This is a genomic window from Bacillus sp. Marseille-Q1617, from assembly GCF_903645295.1.
Taxonomy (GTDB): domain Bacteria; phylum Bacillota; class Bacilli; order Bacillales; family Bacillaceae_B; genus Rossellomorea.
The window spans coordinates 116,469-139,374 of record NZ_CAHJXM010000001.1 but is presented as its reverse complement, the minus strand read 5'-3'; the positions used below and the strand labels follow the sequence as shown (position 1 = coordinate 139,374).

Sequence of the window (22,906 nt, the reverse complement as noted above, 5' to 3'; positions counted from 1 at the left end):
ACATACCGTTTCTGTTCAATAACATACTAATCATACCATTAAATAACGGGAATGAAAAGACAATTTATCAATCTCTTCTAGTATCCGCCATATAAAATGCTAATTATTCATTAAAATTCATATGTTTTCAATTTTTCATTTCCCCGCCTGTAGATAATAGTTTATTAGATACTTCCGCAGGCCTTCCGTTCCTTATATAAATCCTTGGAACTCTTGTAGAAATGATACAAGGAATTTCATAATTGATCGTCTCGAGTTTTTCAGCAATCTCATCAATTGAAACCGCTTCATCCTCCTCAATCCCGATAAGGGTGACCTTCGCGCCCGGCTTCAACGGCCCAGGCAGTGAGATCATGCATTGATCCATACAGATCCTGCCGACTATCGGAGACCTTTTCCCATCCACGATGACCTGCTGCCCCTGCAGCTTTCTCAGCCAGCCATCTGCATAACCAATCGGTATCGTCCCGATCCATTCATTGCCAGACGACTCATATGTGGCTCCGTAGCTGATCTTATCCCCCGCTTTAAGTTCTTTCGTATAAATCAACCTTGAGTGGAGGGAAAAAACCTCCTTAAGCGGAAAGGGCAGTACCCCCTTCATTTCCTGAGATGGAGAAAGACCATACATCGCAATCCCTACCCTGACGGCATTGAAATGGGTAGTTGATTTCCGCAAGGCTGCAGCGCTATTGGATGAGTGAACGTATCGGGGACGTTCATCCAGCACACCAAGCATCTCTTCGAACATTTCCAGCTGGCGGTCAAGGTAGGTATCATCCAGTTCGTCAGCAGTAGCGTAGTGTGTGAAAATCCCCTCTAAATGAAGCCTGCTGGATGAATTAATGAATGTCTCCATCTTCTTCAGCTCTTCTGCAGAACGGACCCCTATTCTGCCCATCCCGGTATCACATTTAATGTGAAGCCTTAATGAAGACGTTTCTTCCAATTCATTTGCCGCTTCTTCAAGCCACTCCAAACTGAAGGTCGTCAATGAAATATTGTGGAAAGATGCCAGGTTCACATCTTTCGCCCGTGTGGCACCGAGCACAAGTATCGGCGCTTGGACCCCTCCTTTTCTTAACGAAATGGCCTCATCAAGGAAAGCAACCGCAAGGCCGTGGGCCCCTGCTTCCAAAGCAGTCAATGCGACTTGGACATCGCCGTGTCCGTATGCATTTGCCTTTACGACCGCAAACATCTCCACTTCATCAGAAGCGATATGCTGCTTGATATTTTTAATATTTTCCGTTAAATAATCGAGATTAATTTCTGCCCATGTATCACGAAAGAACTGCGTCTGTGTTTCCACTATGGTCACTTCCTCATATCAACAAAACATTGTCAGTCTATTCAAGAATATCTTTGATTATTCATCTATTCTCTTATTGTGTCAAATTAATTTTCGGGTGGCAAGGATCTTTGTGGGGGTGTGATAGTCGGGGTGTACCGGTGCGGGGGCCGATTGAGACAACATGGGGGCGACGGAGGAGATCTATCAAGATTATTCGACAAAGCGGCACGATTATTTTGATTTCGGCACAATTATTGGGGTTTTGGCACAATTATTTGAAACCGGCACAATTACCGGGATTCCGGCACAATAATCCTGAAACCGGCACAATTAATGACCGGCGGCTTATTTCAGGTTGTAAATCTAACCTAAAAGCAGTTTTATGACGACTTAGTAAAGCGCCTATCTTATTAAAAACTGCCTGTTTTTAAAAAATCGAAGGCATAAATGCTAAAAAAATGTCCGACATTCCCCTACTTGCCGGTGACCCATAAGCAACACAACAAAAAGAAAAGAGGCAAACCAATAAGGTCTGCCCCGTTTATTTACTCTCTATTTCACCATGGATCCTTGAACCGACTGAGCAAGCATCACCATTTCGGAAGGAGTCAGGTCACTCGAAGCAAGCATGTAGTCAATGCCGTTATTTGTCCATCTGATGGACGTATCGGTCATTGCCGCCACTGTGAACCCTAAATCAACAAGCTCTCCCTTGAGTGATGTCGAAACCGTCATGGTAGGGACCACTGTGGTTTTTTCCTGGATGATCGTAAATGATTTCTCACCGTCATACGTCAGGACGACGCGCTTCCCGTTTTCAGTCGCCACTTCTTTTTCTTCAACCAATTCAGTTCCCGTAATTTCAGACATAGGGTAGAGGACAGTGAACTCCTTGTCTTCCACGTTTGCTGTAACCGGAACTTCAAGCTGGGCGCCTGTCATGTTCTTTTTCATATCAAAGTCTTTTTTATCAAACGCAGCTTTCATATCCATCTTGGAGAACTCCACTTTTACAAGAGAGTTATTATCCGCATCCATCACCTTGACGGTTGCAGGGGAAAGATCTTTCTTGTTAAAAGCAATCTCCTGAGTCGGAAGCATCTGCTTGTTCTGATAACGTGTTTTCGTTGTAAATACATAATGGTTCTTCGTTTCTTTGAACTGCGCTTCTTTATCCTCGAGTACATCTTGAACAAGAGATTCGTACAGGTAAGCCTGACTGCTGTTATTAGGCCATTCGCTTTGGAAGCGGAAGCTCTTATTCAGTGCAGGGGTCAGGACAAATACTCCTTCATCGTTACGGAGAATCATTTGACTTTGATCCTTCGCGGCGTTTTTAAGAGCCACCCGGTAGTAATTAGGGTTATTATGCCAAACTTCCACGTCATAGGTCTGTGGTTCATCGCCAACCTGAAGTGTCATTTTGGCGTCCGCTTTATACCCCTTCATGTCCTCTACCTTTGACTTAAGATCCTTTGTCACGTCTTCCTTCGATTTCTCGCCGCAAGCAGCCAGCATCAGCACTGCAAGCATGGCCATCACTAGTATCACTAGCTTTTTCTTCATTTTTTCAACCCCTTTTGTCTCAAGATAAACGTAATTGAGAGAGGGGAAAGCTAGACGGTATAAGAATAAGACGTTCTTTATCTTTGTCTCTCTTACAATCGGGTGCACCGACAGTTATACCTAGCCTTGTCTCTCCTATTGCACTACTGAATATATGAGACAACCTCGGCTAATATGCTAGTGAAGATGACAAGCTCACACTTTTTTATTTTTCAATCACAACTTGCGCTGCGGCGTATTCCCTGCTGTGGGTGATCGACAAATGCGCGTTCACTCCGTAAGGCTTTGAAAAAAACGGTTTGCCGTTCTCATCCTTGCTTATTTCGATATCTTGAAAAGAAAGGTCATGGCCGATCCCCGTTCCATTGGCTTTTGCGAAAGCTTCCTTCGCAGCAAACCTCCCGGCAATGAATTCAACGGACCGGGAACCGGTCAGCGCCGCCAGCTCATCCTGCTCATTCACAGTCAGCACCCTCTTGATCAGTTTCGGCTGCCGCTCGACTGTTTGCTGTATACGTTTGATTTCGATTATATCTAACCCGATCCCTGTAATCATATGCAGATCTCCTTCTACTCTTGTCCTGTTTCTCATATAGTTTATAGTATAATGAACTCATGTTGTACGGTACTTTTCTATTAGGAGGATACACTATGTTTGTCAGAACGGAAAGCTTCCCGCAATTTTTACGGTTATATCCGGTCATTTCACTGATCGTGTTCATCCATATTGTTCTTTATTTAGTGAGTTCCCTTCCCATTTTCCCGCAGCGCTGGGTGTATGAGCAGCTGGCAGGGGTGAATCTGTTCATCAAAGAAGGTGATTGGTGGAGGCTGGTTACGCCAATCTTCGTTCACCTCGGTTTCGCCCACCTTCTATTCAACTCTTTTTCACTCGTCTTATTCGGACCGCCGCTGGAACATTATCTGGGCAAATTCAGGTTCATCCTTCTTTACCTGGCCAGCGGGATCTTCGCTAATATTATTACCTATCTCATAAAGCCTTTAACCTACAGTCATGTCGGGGCTTCAGGTGCGATATTCGGACTGTTCGGCTTTTACATCGCCATGATTCTGCTGAAAAAACAGTTCATCACCCGAGAAAGCCGCCAAGTCATTCTCCCGATCATCGTGATCGGCGTGGTGATGACATTCATGCAATCAGGCATTAACATCACCGCTCACATTTTCGGTTTGCTTGGCGGATTTATCATCGGTTGGATTTCCGGAAAGAAATGATTGTCATGCTCCGTTTCATATACTGACTGAGCATAAAAAAAGGTGACCCGCTTATTCTTTCAGCGGATCACCTTTTTAAACTATTCATGTGAAAACCATTTATAAATTTCAGCTGCATCTTCTAATTCTAAATCCTTCACTTCACTTGAATAACCCGTTTGTCCGGACTTGAGCGTAGTGGAGATGCTGCTCAAATTTCTTCTTGCCTGAAACCAGCTCTGCCTGGAGTCAAGCGATTGAATCCTGCTTTTTTTCATATAAGCGGTATGCTTTAAAATCCCCCGGTACCTCAGAGATAATTGATTATCGTTGATTCTCCATCCCCCGGTACGATGCTGAAAGAAGCCCAGCAAGCCGAAAGGAACAGCGAGCAGGATACTGAAAAGACCAAGCGGCCAATACATGATCGCCATGATGATAACCGGGATGATCACCCAATCCGCCGCACGAAAGATATATCTTCTGAGTGCACGTTTCGGCAGGCGCTGGAAATCCTCAGTCAGAATGTATTCAGGGAATATTTCGTTAAGCAGCCCCGGAACTCTCTTCTTCTTCACAACAGGCATCAGCTTGATCGTCGAACTGTCTTTCTCAAGCACAGATCCCCCAGCGTTTTCAATCACGACGGTACAGTAGCCAAACAACTGACGCACCGGGTTCTCAACAACTCTGATTCCCTGCACCCGGTTCAGCGGGACGGTGATCTGTTTTTTCTCCAAGAGGCCTCTCGTAATGACGATATTTTCATCGCTCAGCCTGATTTTAAAATCACCATACAGCACGAATGTCCATGCAACTGAAAAAATCCAGGCGACGAGCAGGATGACAAACGACATCACGGCAATGATCACCAATCCACTTTTCACGAACACCATGATTTCGTCAAAGATCATTTCATACGGTATGAAATCTGATAACTGCGATAAAAAGACGGCCGCCCCCGATAAAATAACACCGACTCCTCCAGAGGTCAAAGCTAGCACCAAAATATCCTTGGCACTCATATTAAAAACCCATTTTTCTTCTTTTGGCATAGCCGCTACATCGATGGACTGCTCTTCATCCGCTTGCATCGGCTGTTGATCCTTCTTCTTCTCACTGTAAATGATTCTTTCAAGATCCAAGGCTTCTTCTTTCAAAATGGCAGTCAGCTCAGCCTCCGATTCTCTCGGATTCGATGATCCCGCTGTCTCCACCTTGACCTTGACCAATCCAAAGGGCCTGTGGATGATTCCCTCTGAAAAGTTCAAGCTTTGAATCCGGTCAAACGGGATATAGCGCTTCTTTTTTACAAAAAGTCCATATTCGATCCTCAGTTCACCCTCTTCTAAACGATAAGTGAACCGCAGCCACTTGATCACCCCTGCTACAAGCACGATCACCAGTACCGCCCCCATTGAAATGAGGGGCATGTAATCCCAGAACCCGCTCTTCTCTCCCCTGCTGTTCAGAACAAACAACAGGACGAACGGGATGATCAATTCTTTTAATTGTTTCAAAAAACTTGCTACCGCAGAAATCGGATGCAGTCGTTTATATTCAGACATCATCTTCCGCCACCCTCGCCAGTAAGGATATGGAATGTCTCAGTTCATCCGCTTCCCCTGTATCGAGAGCAGGAATTTCATGAACCGTGGCAGCAGTTGAAATCGTGATCGTAGATAAATTGTATCTCTTTAAAATCGGACCCTGTACCGTATCAACATGTTGAACCCTGACCATCGGCACCAGCGTCCGCTTTACAAAAATAAACCCTCTTTGGAGCTCGATCTCCTGCTCCCTCACTTCATACCTCCACCGCTTCCAGCGAATCGACGGAAGAAAAAAGATCATCATATATGTAAACAAGAGCAGCACACCGATCGCTGAGACCATGATCCAAACCGGCCAATCAAATATCGTTGATAACACCACGACACCAGCCACCACTATAGCCAGCACCACAGTCTGCATCACACCATGCAGCCTCCACACCTTCAGTGCCTTCGGGGAAATCCGTTTCTGGGGCTCTCCTCTCATACCCATCCTCCTTTTGTCTATATCCTTATGTATAAATCTTACAGTATGTTTACGTTTGTGGATAGGATTGGTTTCAGCCGACGGGGTGAAAAGTTTAAATTTGAGGACGTTCTATAAACTAAAAAGTGTGCTTCCAACAAAAAAACGACTGCAAACTCCGACATAATCGTTATTTGCAGACATTTGACATTTATTTTATGACAAAGGACGACTGATCGACCCATTCAGTGTCCTTGACATCTTTCAAATCCTCAACCAGCCGGAACAATGCATCATCTTTTTTCTTGGCTTCAATCATGCAGTCCACCTGATCGACCGACCCCTTGATGCCTTTTAAAAATTCCAGGAACATATCAGGGTCAATATAATCGGCGTGTGCTTTGTAATCCTTGTCAGAACGCGGACTGGAGATATGCATTTTGACGGGCAATGGAGACTGACTCCACGTCGATACGACCCTCTCCCAATCCTCTTGCCAATCCCTCTCATGGTAGGCAAGGTGATGATGATAGTCGAAAACCTGGGGAACACCCAGCTTTTCACAAAGATATAGCGCATCCGCAGCACTGAACACGGTATCATCATTTTCCAATATGATCATTTCCTGTAGAGAAGGGGGTGTAAGACCCCAATTGTGAATAAACTGTTCAAGCGCCTTTTCCTTATCATCATAGGCTCCTCCCACATGCAAAACACAGCGGTGCGTCGGATCGACCCCTATGCCCTTCAGCAGATCTCTGTGCATCTTGAGCGTATTGAACGTATTCTTGAGCACGTCCGCGTCGCTGGTGTTCAGAAGCACAAAATGATCAGGATGAAAATCAACACGCATCGGGTGAGCTTGTAAATATTCTTTAATTTTGATCAGTTCTGGCTTTAAGGGCGAGATAAAATCCCACCCCTTAAGTTCAGGATGGTTCGCAAGCGGAATCAGCTTCGAACTGAAACGGAAAAAGTGAATGTCGTGAAGAACATTATGCTTTAAAAGACGCAGGCAATTCTCCAGATTGGAACGGGCGATGCGCTCAAGCTTGGCGATTGCCGCTTCCCGATCTTTTATCGATGAAAATTGCTTGTATGTCATCGTCTGTGACGGCGAGGCATTCTGAAGATTCATGCTCATGGCCACATAGCCGAGTCGGATGAGAGTCATGGTGGATGGGGCTCCTTTTTTATTGGTTAGTATGTGCGGGGAGGGTGCGATTCATGTTTATTATGAAAATTCTTTGTGGTAGGTTGTTCCTTTTCCGGAACCTAGGATTTTCAGGTCTGAAGAATTCAATAGGAGATGTGCGGTTCTGGGAGATGAAATATCTAAAAAGGTCCTTAGTTCCCTGTTTGTTATAAGCGTTTCATTCCACTTTTAGAGGTTTACGTGCAGGTTTTGAGATTTTCATGCAAGATTTCAGATTTACAAACCAATTTTTAAAAATACATTCCACTTTCAAAAGAATACGTGCATCCTGTCGAATTTTCTTTGCCTACACAAAGCCCGGGCTCCACTCCCAGCCAGAACCGCAACAGGAACGTCCAACGCCAACGCCAGCCCCCACAAAAACAAAAAAACACGACAACCCTACAAAAGGGTCATCGTGTTCTCATCAAACCATATTAGTTATTGTTATAAGACTTGCGTCGGCCGCCGGAAGATTGTGGTCTTCCGCCGCCGCGGCGATCGCCGCCACGGGATGATCCGCCGCGTGAACCGCCGCCACGTGGACCGCTGCCCCCGCGTCCGCCGCCTTTGCCGCTGCGTGATCCGCCTTTGTAGCCGCCGCGATTGCCGCCGCCTCTTGATGGCAATGGACGTTCTTCTGTGATTTCCACAGGAGTTGTGTCCGGCTCTTTTGTAAGGACTTTGATCGCTGCTGCGACTGCCTGGATTGGATCGTGGTCATTCAGGAATTCCTCTGCAAATTGAGAGTAATCCTTAATGTCGCTTTCTTTCGCCGCTTCAATCAGCTTATCCAAAGCAAGGCGCTGCTGGCCTTCAAGTGCTTCGTTATGGCTTGGTGGCTTAAGGCCCATCATTTTCTTCTTCGTTGTTTGTTCCACTACACGCAGGTAACCCATTTCTCTTGGTGTTACGAACGTGATGGACATACCTTTTTTACCTGCACGGCCAGTACGTCCGATACGGTGAACGTAGCTTTCAGGATCTTGTGGGATATCAAAGTTGTATACGTGAGTTACGCCTGAGATATCAAGTCCGCGTGCTGCAACATCCGTTGCGATCAGGATGTCGATGCGCCCTTCTTTGAACTTTTTAAGAACCGTCATACGGCGCGCCTGGGAAAGGTCCCCGTGAATTCCTTCTGCAAGGTAACCGCGGATGCTAAGGGCACGTGACAGTTCATCTACACGGCGCTTTGTACGACCGAATACAATCGCAAGTTCAGGTGATTGTACGTCGATCAAACGGGACAATACATCAAACTTTTCTTTTTCCGTTACTTTTGTGAAGTACTGTTCAATATTTGAAACCGTTACTTCTTTGGACTTTACCTTGATCAGTTCAGGTTCTGTCATGAAACGCTCTGCAATGCGGCGGATCGGATCCGGCATTGTTGCAGAGAATAGAAGTGTTTGTCTTGTGCTTGGCACAGTTTCAAGGATGCTTTCGATGTCTTCGATGAAGCCCATGTTCAGCATTTCGTCTGCTTCGTCCAGTACCAATGTTTCAACGTTATCAAGCTTCAGCGTGCGGCGCTTGATGTGGTCAAGAAGACGTCCAGGTGTACCTACGATGATATGAGGGTTCTTTTTCATCGCACGGATTTGACGCTGGATATCCTGTCCGCCGTATACAGATAATACGCGTGCACGCTTATCTGATCCGATGCGGTATAATTCTTCAGAAACCTGGATCGCAAGTTCACGGGTCGGAGCGATGACAAGAGCCTGGACGTTCGGGTTCTTCATATCGATCTTTTCGATCATCGGGATACCAAACGCTGTCGTTTTACCAGTTCCCGTTTGTGCCTGACCGATGATGTCCTTACCTTCTAGACCTGCCGGGATTGTACTTGCCTGGATTGGGGTTGCTTCTTCAAAGCCCATACGTTTAATTGATTTCAACGTAGATGCGCTTAAGTTTAAATCTGAAAACTTTGTCAATGCTATTCATTCTCCTTTTGATTTACATCTTTTATAACTAATCAATTATGCTGATTATATTTTTAAATCGGAACGAAATCTTACACACCGAAAGACTTCGGTATCTAATCTAAAATCGTCTATATGAGATGTTTATTTTAATGTATATTGCAATGTCCATTGGAATGTCTGCTGCAATGTGTATTACACCTTATTGTAAGGCGCGGTGCGGTTTTTGCAACCTTAATGCAAAAAAATACACTCTTCTAATTCGAAGAGCTCGCACGTCCAACAAATAGAACAATGTTGTAGTTATGTTACCACTTATAGAGATGAATTTCAATCTATTGTAAAATAGTCAATCTATTCACTCTGCAGAAAATGGTAGATCTCTCCAAATAATTCGTGCTTATCTTCACTGTGACATATTAAATGCTGGGCTTTTGAGGAGTAATATAGGTTTTTTTCTTCAGATGAAATGGTCTCATAAATATATTTCGCACTTTTAGGCGGGACTATCCCATCATTTTCTCCCTGTGCTATAAAAGTTGGGATATCCACTTTTTCAAGGAGAGGACGGGCTACACGCACCACCTTTTTAAACTCGTAGGCAGAAAGAATCGGAGTATTGGTCATTTTAAATTTATAGCGATTGTAGAGTTCATTTTCAAGTATTTTCCCCTGGAGCCCTTCCTTGATTAAATTACCAATCTCTTTTGCCAGCTGCTTGAAATTCAAATAATAGGCAGCGGCACTCAGTAACACGAGTTTGTCGATGCTGTATTTGACGGATAGGTAAGAGGCGATCAGGCCCCCCATCGAAAACCCGATGACATATACCTTGTCGCATGTTGAGATGAGTTTCTTCAATTCTTCTTCTGCGTGGTCGATCCATTCAACATGCTTGATCCCCTTTAAAGCGAGCGTTTCTCCATGACCGGGTAAAGTAGGAACAGCGATTTTCCAATCGGTTCGTTCTTTTAGATATTCTGCCAAAGGCTCGACTTCATAAGGACCGCCAGTGAAGCCGTGAATAAGTAAACATCCAATCATCTTGATCCCCACTTACTTGAAGACTGTTTTTATAAAAATTCTATTCAACCCCGCTAGTGATTTCCATGCAAGATTTCTCTTTCATAACAAAAATAAATGCTCATACTGCCTAAGATCGTTTCTTGTAAAAGGGTAGAAGGAGTACATCCTCCCTCTACCTGCATAATGTCATTTTGGCCATTCTTCCTGGATTTTACTCAGTGTCATCCGATTGCAAAGCTTCGATGACTTCTTCAAGTTTCATTCCCCTGGAGGCTTTGAATAGGAGCAGATCTCCGCTTTTTGTCTGATTTTTCAGCGCAGCGGCAAGTTCCTTCTTATCCTCGAAGGAATGGATGTTTTCAGGTGTGAACCTGTCACGTGCACCTTTTGCGATGAATTCAGCAAGTTTTCCGTAGGTATATACGTGGTGAATCTGCTCAGGGTCGATCATTCTTCCGATTTCCTGGTGGAACTCCTCATCGTTGTCCCCAAGCTCCAGCATATCTCCGAGTACGAGCATTTTTGTATTGAAGCCCCCTAGTTCAGAAACGAGCTGGATTGCCGCTTTCATGGAAGTAGGACTTGCGTTATAGGCATCGTTGATGATTTTCTCGCCCTTTTTTCCTTCCGTCATCTCCATTCGCATCTGTGTAAGCTTAAGAGACCCCATGCCTTTCTTCATGTCCTCGACAGAGACACCGAATTCCCTGGCAATCAAAATGGCTGCGAGGGCGTTGTGGATATTGTGCTGGCCGAGTACAGGAAGGAAGAATGTTTCCCCGTCATAAAGAGACGTCTCAAAATGACTGCCGGCGTTGTCCATTTCGATTTTGACAGGATAAATGGAATTCGTTTCACTTCTGCCGAACGTCTCGACGCGTTTAAGCGGTAAATCTCTTACCCGCTCCTGTAAAAGGGGCTCGTCTCCGAAGTAGGCGAACAGCCCGTCTTCCTTCAACCCCTGGACAATCTCGAGCTTTGCCTTGGTAATGCCTTCACGGGAACCGAGGTCTTGAAGATGAGATTCACCGATATTTGTGATGATCGCAGCATCCGGCTGGGATATCTCAGATAACAGCTCGATTTCACCAAAGCCGCTCATTCCCATTTCCAATACGGCCACTTCTGCATCCTTAGGCAGCGCGAGGATCGTAAGTGGCAGACCGATATGGTTATTGTAGTTCCCCTGTGTCTTGTGCACTTTATATTTCGTGCTGAGAAGATTTGCGACCATGTCCTTCGTGGTTGTCTTTCCGTTGCTGCCTGTGATGCCCACCACTCTCAGATCAAGCTGGTGACGGTATTGGTTTGCCAGTGACTGCAGGGCAAGAAGTGGATCATCTACGACAAGTACAGGGATATCTGCCGGCGGGTTTGGCACATACTTATCCCAAAGCGCTGCTGCCGCTCCCTTTTCGATCGCCTGCCTTACGAATTGGTGGCCGTCGACATTTTCACCTTTGAACGGGACAAACAGATTCCCTTTTTCAATTTTACGTGTATCAATGCTTACACCTTTTATGACGAGGTCTTCGAATGCTGCAAGGTCGTTTTGTACGTGAAGCATTTCACAGGTTTCTTTTATACTTTTTTCAAACATTTTCTTTCTCCTTTATGAGTGGTTAATACAACAGATGAGGGACTGCTTTTAGATGTTGATCCTCCAGTCAGTCCCTTCTGTGTTTAAATGTTACATCGTATGTTTGATTGTCTGTTTTTCTTGATGACGCTCCATGCCGAGCTCGACCAGCTTTCCGATCAGTGTAGGATAGTCGACACCCGTATGCTTCCATAGGAGCGGGAACATACTGAATGGCGTGAAGCCAGGCATTGTGTTCACTTCGTTCATATAGATGCGGCCGTCTTCAGTAAGGAAGAAGTCTGCACGCACGAGTCCGGAGCAGTCAAGGGCCTTGAAGGATTGGATCGCGATCTCTTTCATTTTCCCGTATGTTTCCTGATCCACCTCTGCAGGGATGATCAGTGCCGTATCTCCGTCTTCATATTTTGCCTTATAATCATAGAAATCTTTCTTCGGAACGATCTCACCTGCTACCGAGCATTCCGGCTGATCATTGCCAAGCACACCAAGTTCGATTTCACGTGCTTTAACGCCTTCTTCGATGATGATTTTACGGTCGAATTGGAACGCTTCCTCGAAGGCAGCTGCCAGTTCTTCCTTGGATGTACATTTGCTGATTCCAACGGATGAGCCGAGGTTGGCAGGTTTTACAAAGCAAGGGTATCCGATTTCGTTTTCCACTTGTTGATAGGCCTTCTCCGGGTTTGCCTTCCAAGCACTGCGGATAAACCACGAGTAGTTCACTTGAGGGATCCCAGCTTGTGCAAACAGGTTCTTCATGATCACTTTATCCATACCGGCAGAAGATGCAAGGACCCCGTTACCCACGTAAGGAAGGTTCAATAATTCAAGCATCCCCTGGACCGTTCCGTCCTCACCATTGGGACCGTGGAGAAGCGGGAAGATCATATCGTAGCCTTCGCTGTCCTTGGAGTAAGCCGGGGTGATCGCTGTACTTAATGCATTAGGGGAGATTTCTTCTCCATTATTGAATTGCAGTGCTTTTACATCCTCAACAGGAGCATTCAATTGAGGACCTTTGATCCATTGGCCTTCTGTTGAGATGAAAACAGGATGAATTTCATATTTATTTAAGTCCAAGGCTCCGATAACCGCCTTGGCTGTTTGCAGGGATACATTATGTTCGGCTGATTTACCGCCGTACAATAAACAAAGCTTGGTTTTCATGAATGAGTTACCTCCAATATTAACAATAGATGTTTCTATTTTATCACTTTCATCTCAAAGGGAAAGAATGATTAGATGGAAAATAAAAATTACCTCCATTGTCCTTGTTTCATAAGCCATCCTTCATCGGGATTCCGTCTATATATATGTATGTTCACCCAGCCTAGTCCCGCAACAGTGAGATGGGGTTTATTTTATCAGAATACATTTAAGATTCCGCCTATTCACTTTCCTCTTAAAATATTATTCTTCCGGGTGTATAATCCTTCTAACGAAAACATTTGTACATTTAAGGAGGACATCCAGATGAGAAAGTTTGGTTTACTGCCCAGGATCCTGTTGGGGATCGCTTTAGGTATTGTCATCGGATCGATTGCACCAGAATGGATCGTGAAATTATTCGCTACGTTTAATGGACTTTTCGGTAATTTCTTAGGGTTCGCGATTCCATTGATCATCATAGGCTTCATTGCCCCTGGAATAGGGTCAATGGGTAAAGGGGCCGGAAAGCTGCTGGGACTGACTACAGCACTTGCATATGGTTCCACGGTTCTTGCAGGACTGCTTGCATATTCAGTCGCTAAGAGTATTTACCCATCTCTCTTGGCAAATCAAACTTCTCAATCATTTGAAAATCCGGAAGAAGCTCTCTTAAAAGGGTTCTTCACAGTGGACATGCCCCCGGTGATGGGTGTCATGACGGCGCTCTTGATCGCTTTCACCCTCGGTCTTGGTATGGCTGCCATTAAAGGGGACGCCCTCCAAAAGGGAATGAATGAGTTTAGAAGCATCATAGAGATGGTGATCGAAAAAATCATCATTCCTCTATTACCGCTTCACATCCTTGGTATTTTCGCCAACATGACGCAGGGAGGCCAAGTCAGTGCCATCATGTCTGTGTTCGCCAAAGTCTTTGTAATGATCATTTTATTGCATATTTTCTTTTTGGCAGTCCAATACACAGCTGCCGGCACATTGCGCAAACAAAATCCGATCGTGATGATGAAGGGAATGCTGCCCGCATATTTCACAGCACTCGGCACGCAGTCATCCGCTTCCACGATCCCCGTCACACTCGAACGCACGAAAAAGTTAGGTGTCAGGGAACGAATCTCTGATTTTTCGGTGCCGCTGCTGGCAACGATCCATTTATCAGGGAGTACGATCACATTAGTGAGCTGTGCGATGGCGGTCATGTTCATCCAGGGTGAAGCACTGCAGTTCTCGCAGCTGTTCCCATTCATCCTCATGCTCGGCGTTACCATGATTGCTGCACCGGGAGTTCCAGGCGGTGCCGTGATGGCAGCCCTCGGTCTTCTTGAATCCATGCTCGGATTCGGTCCGACGATGACATCACTCATGATCGCTCTTTACCTTGCACAAGACAGTTTCGGAACGGCGTGCAACGTCACAGGTGACGGTGCCATCACTTCCATCGTCGACAAACTGACAAACAAGAAGAAAGCAGCTGTTACAAACGTAAAAGCAAGCTGATATCCAAGGCCCGTCCCGCATCGCTTTAAAGCGATGCGGGACGGGCCTTTTTCGTATGTAACAGGAAACTAACACCCTTCTGTAGAATAAATATGTAAGCCAGAATAAAGGAGTGCGACATCTTGAACTCAACCAATCAAAGGGTAACCCTTAGAAAAATAGAAGAAAGTGATCTCGAATCGCTATGGAATTACATACATAAAGAAGCGTCACCTCAGTGGAAAAAGTGGGACGCCCCCTATTTCGAACACAAACAACTGCCTTTCGAAGAATACAGACGCTCTTTCCTTACCAATATCGATAAAAACAGTGACCACCAGCGGATCATCGAAGTACAAGGTAAAATCATCGGAACCGTAGGCTACTACTGGGAATATGAACCGACAAGGTGGCTCGAAGCGGGCATTATCATTTATGACCCTTCCTATTGGAATGGGGGCTTTGGGACTGAGGCTTTATCCCTGTGGGTCGATCATCTATTTGAAACGAAGGAGATCGGCAGGGTCGGCATCACCACTTGGTCCGGTAATGAGCGGATGATGAGAGCAGCTGAAAAAATCGGCATGAAGCTTGAAGGAAGGATGAGAAAATGCAGATATTACGATGGGATTTATTATGACTCGATCAGGATGGGCATGATCCGGGAAGAATGGGATCAAAAACCAAACCATTAAAAAAGAGGAGGACAATGGTGCCGGCCTCCTCCCTTCTTTATTGATCATCCTTCGAATCGCCAAACCACATCTTCAATTTCTTTCTCGTGAAGAAAACAAGCAGTGAAAGGATGATAAACATTGCTACAGCCACATAGAGATGCATCCGGTCTTCCCCGCTCAATCCGGAACCGAAAAAAACAAATCCGATCGTCCCGGGGATGATCCCGATGGCGGTGGCAGCAATGTAAGGAAAGTAGCGTACTTTTCCGGCACCCGCTATATAACTGACCAGATCAAAATTCAAAAACGGCAGCAAACGGAGAATCAGTATATAAAAGAAGCTATTCTCGGTCATTTTTTCACGGACTGCATTCATTTTGGGAGAGGGCTTTCTCCAAATCGTCATTCCAAGGAAGCTTGAAGCCGCATACGCAACAGTTGCACCTCCAAGTGCTCCGATGAATATGAAAACAATCCCGTTGTAAGGGCCAAATGCCAACCCGGCCGCGATTGAAAAGATGGATGTGGGAAACAGCACCAACGGACGGAACGTTAAGATAAGAATGAAAACGACAGGTGCCCACAATCCAAACGACACGATCCAATCTCTTATGTCGTGCGGTCTTACCTCCCAAAAGCTGCGGCTGACCCAAATAAGGATAAGAAGCAGGGCAAAGAATCCAAGCATCTTGATTATTTCTTTTTTCTTCATTGCCTTACCTCCCATCCTTTTCAGGCGTTTATTTTATCTGCCGAGTGTTTACTTTCTTCCATTGTACTGCCCTCTCCCTATAAAACCAACTCTACCGTTCAATCGGCTATTTTCTGGGTGATTGTTCTTACTTTTATAATAAGGTACAAAGTAGTGAAACTTTTCTGATCTTCTGAAGTCTAATAGAATAGAGGTGATAGGACATGAAGAAGCTGATCATTGCACTGACAGGGGCACTCGTCCTTGGCGGTTTAGCCGGATGCGGAACCTCCCAGGAACCGGAACAAAACGAGACAGAGACAAGCGGCACCCCTGATTCAAATCAATCAGAGAAAGGAATTGTTGCAGGCAGCATGGAACCTTCTTTAATCAAGCAAGAGGAAAAAAACGGCCAGCCCGTCTATGAGTACAAGATTAAAAATCAGACAGAAAAAGAAAAGACCTTTGTGTTTTCGTCCGGTCAAACAATCGACTTCGAAGTAAGAGATAAGGATGGAGCTGTCGTTTACCGGGATTCTGAAAACAAGATGTATACGCAGGCCATTCAAGAAATCACGCTGAAGCAAGGAGAGGAATTTTCCCGGAATCTCGTTCTGCCCAAGCTTGAAAGCGGTTCATACAAACTGACAGTATGGCTGACAGCCAAGGGAGAAAGTCAGTACAAAGTGGTTGAGGACATTCTTGTTCCATAATAAAAAGGATTAATCCAAGTAAAGAAGTTCATTCAACACCTAAGGTTGATGAAGTCCTTTACGCAGATTAATCCTTCTCTTATTCAGGATGGGATATAGGGTAAACTGGCTGTGGCCCCGGATTTCATCCCTATACTTTATTCCCCGCTTTTTCCCCATGTGCCTGCCTAACGGATCGAGGAACTCCAGCTCTTTGTTTTACGATCAAAAACAAGCAAACCATTTGCAGGGGATTTGCTGAATTGTTGATAGTCTTCTATCATTTCATCCATATTGAAATAGTCTCCGATGACCCAGATCGGGATTTCTATCTTCCCTCTGCTTACAATGGCCTTCTCGATGGAAATGATCATCCCTTCTTTTATTTTTTCCTTAAACGAAGTGATGATTTGAGTACCGACATCCGGATACTGCTTTTCCTTTTTCATGCCGAATAACCCTTTTCCGCCTTTGACACTTCCCAACTTCGCCGCTACCGTTGAACCTAATAGTTGATAAAAATCATCAAAGTCGCGGTAATAAATTTTATTAAACCAGCCATCGTCGTGTGAGAGGTAAGCGTATCGGTTATTCAATTTCGAATAAAACGGGGCATCCAGCGGCTGTTTCAGATGACCCATATAGAGCAGCTCTGCAATTTCCTGTCCGTTTAATTCATTGACACCCGCTTCTTCGTCGAAATCGATCCAGCAGAAGTCACCATAGCTGTCCACATTGTCATGAATGATTTTGTTCATTTCTTCCTGTTCAACATATTCAAGATGAGTGTGAATGTTAAAGGCCCCATGCTCATACTGATGTTTGATCAACAGCAGGTTCTTCAGAGGCTGCGGTGTATTCAAAGCAAATTCCTGAAAATTAATCCCGTAGGAAACAACATATTGCCGATCTATATTTTTATGCACATAGATGATATCTTTTGTTTGCTTGTTCTTCAAAAACATTCCCTCCATCTGATTTCCACGATGCGTATCTAATGTATCTATTTTAGCAAAGAAATAAGGATATCGTTCTTTTCTATTTCATTTCAAAATGATGACAAAAGTCGCAGGAAATTGTCGAAAAAAGTCATTTGACAGGAACAGAAACTTATTATGCCTGCCAAACTATATAGGATACAGTTAGAGAGAATGCACATGAGCCTTCACTATAGTGTAGAAATGCTTGTTTTTTACAGATGTGACTATTCTAGCTAAATAGTAGAGGAAATGTTACATTTGAAATCGGGACTTTCTGGTTTGACTTCCAAGAATGGTCATGTAATATATGGAAAAACATTTATTACATACCTTAACAAATTCTTCTTTGTTAACGAACATTCCATATAAGGAGTTGAAAAAGAAGGGAAAACAGGATGGCAGCCAGTAGAAATTTTCCTTCGTTTCTATTAGACTAGGAATGTGAAATCTTACGAAATTCAGGTGAAATGATTATGGAAACTCGCCAGCGTTTTGCTGATAAATTTGACTGGGGTCTTGTCTTTTTATTGATGATGTTCTTTATCGTCAGTGCCCTTGGAATAAGCAGTGCTCAAACCTCAGGTCAATATGGAACAAATTTTGTTATTCGACAAGCTTTTTGGTATGTTGTCGGGGGAATTATTATCGCAGGTGCGTTATTCTTCGATTCAGAACAATATAAGCGCCTTGCCTGGTATATGTACGGCGCGGGGATCCTCCTGCTGCTTGTACTGCTGATTTCACCGGAAAGCATTGCACCATATAGAAATGGAGCCAAAAGCTGGTTCATGCTGGGGCCTCTCGGTTCCATCCAGCCTTCAGAATTCATGAAGACATTTCTGATTCTTGCTCTTGCCCGGGTGATTACGAACCATAATGAAGTCACCACCCGGAAAACATTACAGACAGACTTTCAACTATTATTGAAGATCGGCTTTACCACCCTTGTCCCCCTTGCTTTTATCATGAAGCAGCCAGACCTTGGGACATCCCTTGTTATTTTAGCCATCATGACAGGTATTATCTTAGTTTCAGGGATTACGTGGAAACTGATCGTTCCTATCTATGCCTTTCTCGGAGTGGTCGGGGGCATCCTCTTATCACTCGTGATTTGGGCTCCTGAATTCTTGGAAAAGTACACAGGTTTCGAACCTTATCAATTTGGACGGATTTATGCCTGGCTCGACCCTTATAACTACTCCAAATTGGAAGGGTTCCACTTGATCAACTCCTTGAATGCCATTGGATCCGGACAGATCTTCGGAAAAGGCTATAGCGACGGAGAAGTATATATCCCTGAAAACCACACCGATTTCATCTTCAGTGTCATCGGTGAGGAATATGGATTCATCGGCGCAAGTGTCGTCATCAGCTTATTTTTCCTGTTAATCTACCACTTGACCAAGACAGCCTTGGATACGAAAGAACCTTTCAATGCCTATGTATGCGCAGGAATTATCTCTATGATTACATTCCACGTTTTCCAAAACATCGGAATGACGATTCAATTACTGCCGATCACGGGAATTCCGCTTCCGTTCATTAGTTACGGGGGAAGTTCCTTGATGGGAAATATGCTGGCTCTCGGAATTGTATTCAGTATGAGATTCCATCATAAAACATATATGTTCTCTTCAGAAGATTCTTAACAATAAGTGTTGTATTTATCTCCAATATGTGTAAAATAATATCTAATCATATACAGGATATTCGACGATGAAGAGAGTAATTCTGACGTGGATCCCTATAGCGAGCCAGGGTTGGTGGAAGCCTGGTGTGAAACCCGGAATGAACCGCACTTCTGAGAAGTCTTTCTTGAAAATCATTAGGGAAAGACCGGCTAAAAACCGTTAATCTATAAGCGCCCTTCGGGAAAAAGAGTGGTACCGCGAGCTATAACTCGTCTCTATATTTAATAGAGACGGGCTTTTTTATTTTTTCCTTTGTTAATCACCGCTGTTGATTTCCGTGCAAGACTTCGCTTTCCGCGGGTGACCCGTGAGCCTCCTCGTCGCTCCGCTCCTGCGGGGTCTCACATTGGCCACTTCTCCCGCAGGAGTCTACGTCTTGCACTCCAATCAACAGCTAGAACTAGTTAAACTAACCCTAAACTTTAACAGAACCAATTATTATTCGGAGGTGGAAACGATGGATTTAAAGAAAGTATTAGCCAAAGAAATAAATTTCCAAGTTCTTTCTTCTTGGTCCGAAGAAGAAATTTATACGTTAATCGAAACACCGAAGCATGCCCATCTGGGCGACCTTGCTTTCCCCTGTTTCAGATTAGCAAAGGAATGGAGAAAAGCTCCTGGAGTGATTGCTTCAGAAATAGCCCAGTCACTCCATTCCCCTATGTTTAACAATGTGGAAGCGGTGGGGCCTTATGTGAATGTACGATTTGATCCCATACTCACTGGGAAGGAAATCGTTTCTTCCGTCCTTGAGCAAGGAGTTCATTACGGTTCCCATTCATTCGGGAAAGACAAAACCATTGTATTAGACATGTCATCACCCAACATTGCAAAGCCTTTTTCCATGGGCCACCTCCGCTCCACTGTGATTGGAAATGCGATAGCCAATTTAGCAGAAAAATGCGGGTATGAAACAGTAAAAATCAACTATATCGGTGATTGGGGCACCCAGTTCGGGAAGCTGATCGTTGCATTCAAAAGATGGGGCGATGAGGAGAAGGTAAAAGAAAACCCGATTGCTGAATTGTTTACCCTATATAAAAAATTTCACGAGGAAGCCGTTCAAGACCCTTCCCTCGAAGATGAAGGACGAAAAGCCTTTAAACTTCTCGAAGATGGAGATGAAGAGATCACAACGCTTTGGAGATGGTTCAAAAATGAATCACTCGAAGCATTTAAGACCATCTATTCCCTGCTTGGAGTGGAATTCGATTCATATAATGGTGAAGCTTTCTTTAATGACAAGATGGAAGAAGTCGTTGAACTGCTTGAAAATCACCAACTTCTCGAAACCTCTCAAGGTGCAAAAGTCGTAAGGATGGAAGATGAAACGCTCCCTCCTTGTTTAATCAAAAAAACGGACGGGGCCACCCTCTATGCTACAAGAGACTTGGCAGCCGCCCTATACCGTCAGCGTGAATACTCATTTGATGAAGCACTGTATGTAGTGGGACAGGAACAAACCGTCCACTTCAAACAAGTGAAAGGGGTGCTTGAAAAGCTGGGATTCGATTGGGCAAATGCCATGAAGCACATTCCATTTGGCCTCTACCTGAAGGACGGTAAGAAAATGTCGACTCGTAAAGGCCGCGTCATCTTACTTGAAGAAGTGCTTCAGGAAGCAATCAATATGGCAGGGGAAAACATCAAGAAGAAAAACCCCGATCTTAAAGAGGCAGCAGAAGTTGCACGGGATGTCGGGGTTGGGGCTGTGATCTTCCATGATGTGAAAAATGACCGAATGAACGATATAGAGTTCTCCCTCGAACATATGCTCACCTTCGAAGGAGAAACCGGCCCTTATTTGCAGTACACGCATGCAAGGGCAAAATCGATCTTGAGAAAAGCGGGAGCCCCCTCGCCTTTAGCGTTTGATGGTCTGAACGACTCAGCCAGCTGGGAAGTAATCAAACAGATTAGATTATTTCCTGAAACGGTGGAAAGGTCATGGAAGAACTATTCTCCTTCCATCCTTGCTAAATATCTGCTTGAACTTGCCAAGTCGTTTAACAGCTACTATGGAAATACAAAGATCATCCATGAAGATCCAAAACAAGAATCTCGTTTAACACTTGTCTACATCGTTGCGTCGGTTTTAGCGCAAGGACTGAACATCTTAGGTATCGGCTCGCTCGACGAAATGTAGAAATCCTGAAAATCTTGTCATTATTTCCCGAGAAATGACTTAACTCTTTTTCACTCTCTTTTCAATACGAATCAGCAAAATCACAAAAAACACTAGTACTATACCAACCAAACCAACCATTCCCCACTTCTTTACAGTCACTCCTTCATCCAGTTCCTCTAGAGTGACTTGTTGAGAAGGGGGAATTCCTTTTCCAAGGGACCTTTCTTCCTCTACTTTTACATCCATTGGAAAAGTACCGCTGCATGCTGTAATCAGGTAATTTCCTTTATCCTTATCAGCATAAAATACGTACTCTTTGTTTACTTTAAAATGAAAACCGCAGGAAGATTGATCGGTGTATACATATACAGCGCTCTTATTAGTTCCTTTCCAAATCTCCGTCACTTCAACGGCACCAATGGTAGAGTCTTCCTTTAGGTCCACTACTTTTCCTCTGAATACCGCATCAGCTTCTTCATACAATAGATCGGGGCTTCTATCTGCACATTTGCAGGCTATACCGTTTAAAGGAAAACCGAACAAAAACGCTAAAAGTGCGACTGCAGCAGCAACTCTCTTCATACTTCCTCCCCCATTCTCCCTTGGGATGGTGATCAAACAGATATTTCATGACGCTCCACTTAAAAAATGATATACTTTCTTATGTTATTTAAAACAAGATGACGATTGACTATATTGCAAGATGATAAAGGAGATATCTTATGTCTGAATTACTTCACTCTTTTGAAGCCTGGCTGCTGGATTATGGGATTTGGGGACTTATTCTTGTATCGTTTGCCGATTCATCCTTCTTCCCGATCCCGCCGGATGTTCTATTAATACCACTTGCCATTGCCAACCCGGAAAATGCCCTGCTTTATGCCTTATATACTACCATTGCTTCAGTCATCGGTGCGTTATTTGGCTGGTGGATCGGTAAAAAGCTCGGACGTCCGATATTGGTCTATCTATTCTCTGAACAAAGAATTCAGAAGGTAGAAGAATATTTTATGAAATACGGTCCAATGGCATTGCTGATTGCGGGTCTAACACCCGTTCCTTATAAAATTTTTACCATCTTTGCCGGTGTGTCCGGGGTGAAAATACGAGTTCTTGTCATTTGGTCGATTATCGGACGAGGCATCCGCTTCTTCCTTGAAGGAGCGATCATTTTAGCTCTTGGTGCCAAAGCAAAACCGTTCATCGAAGAAAACTTCACTATGCTCACACTCGCAGCAGGCGGAGTCTTAATACTAGCTTACATCATCTACCTGATCATCAGGAAGAAAAAACATACAGTTTAAACCTCAAAAGCGGAGGCGGATTGCCCAGAGGCGACAAGCATAAGTCAAAAACCCCGGAAAGGCGTTCTTTTGCCTTTTTGGGGTTTTTGACTTATGACCTCGAGCCTCTAGCCGCCGGAGCTGGACGATCAAAAGCGGAGGCGGCTTGCTCAGCCCCGACAAGCATAAGATGAATGGGCCGGGAAGGCGTTCTTTGCCTTCTTGGACCATTTAGCTTATGACCTCGAGGGGCTAGCCGCCGGAGCTGGACGAAT

Annotated in this window: 20 protein-coding genes and 1 other annotated feature; of the genes, 7 read left to right on the top strand and 13 right to left on the bottom strand. The window is 44.5% G+C overall.

Annotated features, from left to right (window positions below; all coding sequences use genetic code 11):
- Positions 1 to 127: 127 nt before the first annotated feature.
- The 3 genes from alr to acpS form a co-directional block, all read right to left on the bottom strand.
- Complete coding sequence (gene alr, locus HWX64_RS00760) at positions 128 to 1,312, bottom strand: alanine racemase (RefSeq protein WP_175986478.1); 1,185 nt, start codon at positions 1,310 to 1,312, stop codon at positions 128 to 130.
- Between the two features lie 534 nt (positions 1,313 to 1,846).
- Positions 1,847 to 2,860, bottom strand: a complete 1,014-nt coding sequence (locus HWX64_RS00755; RefSeq protein WP_175986477.1) for an outer membrane lipoprotein carrier protein LolA — start codon at positions 2,858 to 2,860, stop codon at positions 1,847 to 1,849.
- Positions 2,861 to 3,065: 205 nt separating this feature from the next.
- Positions 3,066 to 3,416 carry a holo-ACP synthase gene (gene acpS, locus HWX64_RS00750; RefSeq protein ID WP_175986475.1) on the bottom strand — a complete coding sequence of 117 codons (351 nt, stop codon included), beginning with the start codon at positions 3,414 to 3,416 and terminating at the stop codon, positions 3,066 to 3,068.
- A gap of 95 nt (positions 3,417 to 3,511) precedes the next feature.
- On the opposite strand from acpS, the gene HWX64_RS00745 reads away from it, so the two are divergent.
- Entirely contained in the window at positions 3,512 to 4,096 is a 585-nt protein-coding gene (locus HWX64_RS00745; protein WP_175986473.1) for a rhomboid family intramembrane serine protease, read from the top strand.
- A gap of 80 nt (positions 4,097 to 4,176) precedes the next feature.
- Here HWX64_RS00745 and HWX64_RS00740 read toward each other — a convergent pair whose 3' ends face one another.
- The 7 genes from HWX64_RS00740 to HWX64_RS00710 all read right to left on the bottom strand — a co-directional run bounded on the left by HWX64_RS00740 (position 4,177) and on the right by HWX64_RS00710 (position 13,016).
- Positions 4,177 to 5,646: a PH domain-containing protein gene (locus HWX64_RS00740; protein ID WP_254871005.1), complete on the bottom strand. Its 1,470-nt coding sequence runs from the start codon at positions 5,644 to 5,646 to the stop codon at positions 4,177 to 4,179.
- Positions 5,636 to 6,115: a PH domain-containing protein gene (locus HWX64_RS00735; protein WP_175986472.1), complete on the bottom strand. Its 480-nt coding sequence runs from the start codon at positions 6,113 to 6,115 to the stop codon at positions 5,636 to 5,638. Before HWX64_RS00735 ends, HWX64_RS00740 begins: the two co-directional genes overlap by 11 nt.
- Before the next feature lie 190 nt (positions 6,116 to 6,305).
- Positions 6,306 to 7,268 carry a UV DNA damage repair endonuclease UvsE gene (uvsE, locus tag HWX64_RS00730; RefSeq protein ID WP_175986470.1) on the bottom strand — a complete coding sequence of 321 codons (963 nt, stop codon included), beginning with the start codon at positions 7,266 to 7,268 and terminating at the stop codon, positions 6,306 to 6,308.
- A 458-nt stretch (positions 7,269 to 7,726) separates the two neighbouring features.
- Positions 7,727 to 9,238, bottom strand: a complete 1,512-nt coding sequence (locus HWX64_RS00725) for a DEAD/DEAH box helicase (RefSeq protein ID WP_303049474.1) — start codon at positions 9,236 to 9,238, stop codon at positions 7,727 to 7,729.
- A 336-nt stretch (positions 9,239 to 9,574) separates the two neighbouring features.
- Positions 9,575 to 10,264 (bottom strand): carboxylesterase, encoded by a 690-nt coding sequence (locus HWX64_RS00720; protein WP_175986468.1) that lies wholly within the window; start codon positions 10,262 to 10,264, stop codon positions 9,575 to 9,577.
- Positions 10,265 to 10,457: 193 nt separating this feature from the next.
- Positions 10,458 to 11,846 (bottom strand): UDP-N-acetylmuramoyl-tripeptide--D-alanyl-D-alanine ligase, encoded by a 1,389-nt coding sequence (gene murF / locus HWX64_RS00715; protein WP_175986466.1) that lies wholly within the window; start codon positions 11,844 to 11,846, stop codon positions 10,458 to 10,460.
- 90 nt (positions 11,847 to 11,936) lie between these two features.
- On the bottom strand, positions 11,937 to 13,016 hold the full coding sequence (locus tag HWX64_RS00710) for a D-alanine--D-alanine ligase (RefSeq protein ID WP_175986464.1): 1,080 nt from the start codon (positions 13,014 to 13,016) through the stop codon (positions 11,937 to 11,939).
- A 306-nt stretch (positions 13,017 to 13,322) separates the two neighbouring features.
- Between HWX64_RS00710 and HWX64_RS00705 the strand changes: the two genes are divergently transcribed.
- Both HWX64_RS00705 and HWX64_RS00700 read left to right on the top strand, forming a co-directional pair.
- Complete coding sequence (locus tag HWX64_RS00705; protein WP_175986463.1) at positions 13,323 to 14,510, top strand: dicarboxylate/amino acid:cation symporter; 1,188 nt, start codon at positions 13,323 to 13,325, stop codon at positions 14,508 to 14,510.
- A gap of 122 nt (positions 14,511 to 14,632) precedes the next feature.
- Entirely contained in the window at positions 14,633 to 15,184 is a 552-nt protein-coding gene (locus HWX64_RS00700; protein ID WP_254871003.1) for a GNAT family N-acetyltransferase, read from the top strand.
- 37 nt (positions 15,185 to 15,221) lie between these two features.
- Here HWX64_RS00700 and HWX64_RS00695 read toward each other — a convergent pair whose 3' ends face one another.
- Positions 15,222 to 15,878 (bottom strand): TVP38/TMEM64 family protein, encoded by a 657-nt coding sequence (locus HWX64_RS00695; protein WP_175986461.1) that lies wholly within the window; start codon positions 15,876 to 15,878, stop codon positions 15,222 to 15,224.
- 203 nt (positions 15,879 to 16,081) lie between these two features.
- On the opposite strand from HWX64_RS00695, the gene HWX64_RS00690 reads away from it, so the two are divergent.
- The gene (locus tag HWX64_RS00690) at positions 16,082 to 16,570 is read left to right on the top strand and encodes a BsuPI-related putative proteinase inhibitor (RefSeq protein ID WP_175986459.1); all 489 of its coding nucleotides are present in this window, start codon (positions 16,082 to 16,084) and stop codon (positions 16,568 to 16,570) included.
- A 167-nt stretch (positions 16,571 to 16,737) separates the two neighbouring features.
- On the opposite strand, the gene HWX64_RS00685 is transcribed toward HWX64_RS00690, so the two are convergent.
- Positions 16,738 to 17,514, bottom strand: coding sequence for a hypothetical protein (locus HWX64_RS00685; protein WP_175986458.1), 777 nt, complete (start codon positions 17,512 to 17,514; stop codon positions 16,738 to 16,740).
- Positions 17,515 to 18,002: 488 nt separating this feature from the next.
- Here HWX64_RS00685 and HWX64_RS00680 point away from each other — a divergent pair, with 488 nt between their 5' ends.
- Both HWX64_RS00680 and argS read left to right on the top strand, forming a co-directional pair.
- Entirely contained in the window at positions 18,003 to 19,178 is a 1,176-nt protein-coding gene (locus HWX64_RS00680; protein ID WP_175986456.1) for an FtsW/RodA/SpoVE family cell cycle protein, read from the top strand.
- A 55-nt stretch (positions 19,179 to 19,233) separates the two neighbouring features.
- Positions 19,234 to 19,440: a binding site (T-box leader), on the top strand.
- Between the two features lie 237 nt (positions 19,441 to 19,677).
- Positions 19,678 to 21,366 (top strand): arginine--tRNA ligase, encoded by a 1,689-nt coding sequence (argS, locus tag HWX64_RS00675; protein ID WP_175986454.1) that lies wholly within the window; start codon positions 19,678 to 19,680, stop codon positions 21,364 to 21,366.
- A gap of 39 nt (positions 21,367 to 21,405) precedes the next feature.
- Here argS and HWX64_RS00670 read toward each other — a convergent pair whose 3' ends face one another.
- Entirely contained in the window at positions 21,406 to 21,930 is a 525-nt protein-coding gene (locus HWX64_RS00670; protein ID WP_175986453.1) for a hypothetical protein, read from the bottom strand.
- A 140-nt stretch (positions 21,931 to 22,070) separates the two neighbouring features.
- On the opposite strand from HWX64_RS00670, the gene HWX64_RS00665 reads away from it, so the two are divergent.
- Positions 22,071 to 22,652: a YqaA family protein gene (locus HWX64_RS00665; RefSeq protein ID WP_175986451.1), complete on the top strand. Its 582-nt coding sequence runs from the start codon at positions 22,071 to 22,073 to the stop codon at positions 22,650 to 22,652.
- Positions 22,653 to 22,906: the final 254 nt, after the last annotated feature.

Coding starts and splice junctions, on each gene's coding strand:
- HWX64_RS00755 (WP_175986477.1), bottom strand. CDS start 2,860: ATGAAGAAAAAGCTAGTGATACTAGTGATGGCCATGCTTGCAGTGCTG.
- acpS (WP_175986475.1), bottom strand. CDS start 3,416: ATGATTACAGGGATCGGGTTAGATATAATCGAAATCAAACGTATACAG.
- HWX64_RS00745 (WP_175986473.1), top strand. CDS start 3,512: ATGTTTGTCAGAACGGAAAGCTTCCCGCAATTTTTACGGTTATATCCG.
- HWX64_RS00740 (WP_254871005.1), bottom strand. CDS start 5,646: ATGATGTCTGAATATAAACGACTGCATCCGATTTCTGCGGTAGCAAGT.
- HWX64_RS00735 (WP_175986472.1), bottom strand. CDS start 6,115: ATGAGAGGAGAGCCCCAGAAACGGATTTCCCCGAAGGCACTGAAGGTG.
- uvsE (WP_175986470.1), bottom strand. CDS start 7,268: ATGACTCTCATCCGACTCGGCTATGTGGCCATGAGCATGAATCTTCAG.
- HWX64_RS00720 (WP_175986468.1), bottom strand. CDS start 10,264: ATGATTGGATGTTTACTTATTCACGGCTTCACTGGCGGTCCTTATGAA.
- murF (WP_175986466.1), bottom strand. CDS start 11,846: ATGTTTGAAAAAAGTATAAAAGAAACCTGTGAAATGCTTCACGTACAA.
- HWX64_RS00710 (WP_175986464.1), bottom strand. CDS start 13,016: ATGAAAACCAAGCTTTGTTTATTGTACGGCGGTAAATCAGCCGAACAT.
- HWX64_RS00705 (WP_175986463.1), top strand. CDS start 13,323: ATGAGAAAGTTTGGTTTACTGCCCAGGATCCTGTTGGGGATCGCTTTA.
- HWX64_RS00695 (WP_175986461.1), bottom strand. CDS start 15,878: ATGAAGAAAAAAGAAATAATCAAGATGCTTGGATTCTTTGCCCTGCTT.
- HWX64_RS00690 (WP_175986459.1), top strand. CDS start 16,082: ATGAAGAAGCTGATCATTGCACTGACAGGGGCACTCGTCCTTGGCGGT.
- HWX64_RS00685 (WP_175986458.1), bottom strand. CDS start 17,514: ATGTTTTTGAAGAACAAGCAAACAAAAGATATCATCTATGTGCATAAA.
- HWX64_RS00680 (WP_175986456.1), top strand. CDS start 18,003: ATGGAAACTCGCCAGCGTTTTGCTGATAAATTTGACTGGGGTCTTGTC.
- argS (WP_175986454.1), top strand. CDS start 19,678: ATGGATTTAAAGAAAGTATTAGCCAAAGAAATAAATTTCCAAGTTCTT.
- HWX64_RS00670 (WP_175986453.1), bottom strand. CDS start 21,930: ATGAAGAGAGTTGCTGCTGCAGTCGCACTTTTAGCGTTTTTGTTCGGT.
- HWX64_RS00665 (WP_175986451.1), top strand. CDS start 22,071: ATGTCTGAATTACTTCACTCTTTTGAAGCCTGGCTGCTGGATTATGGG.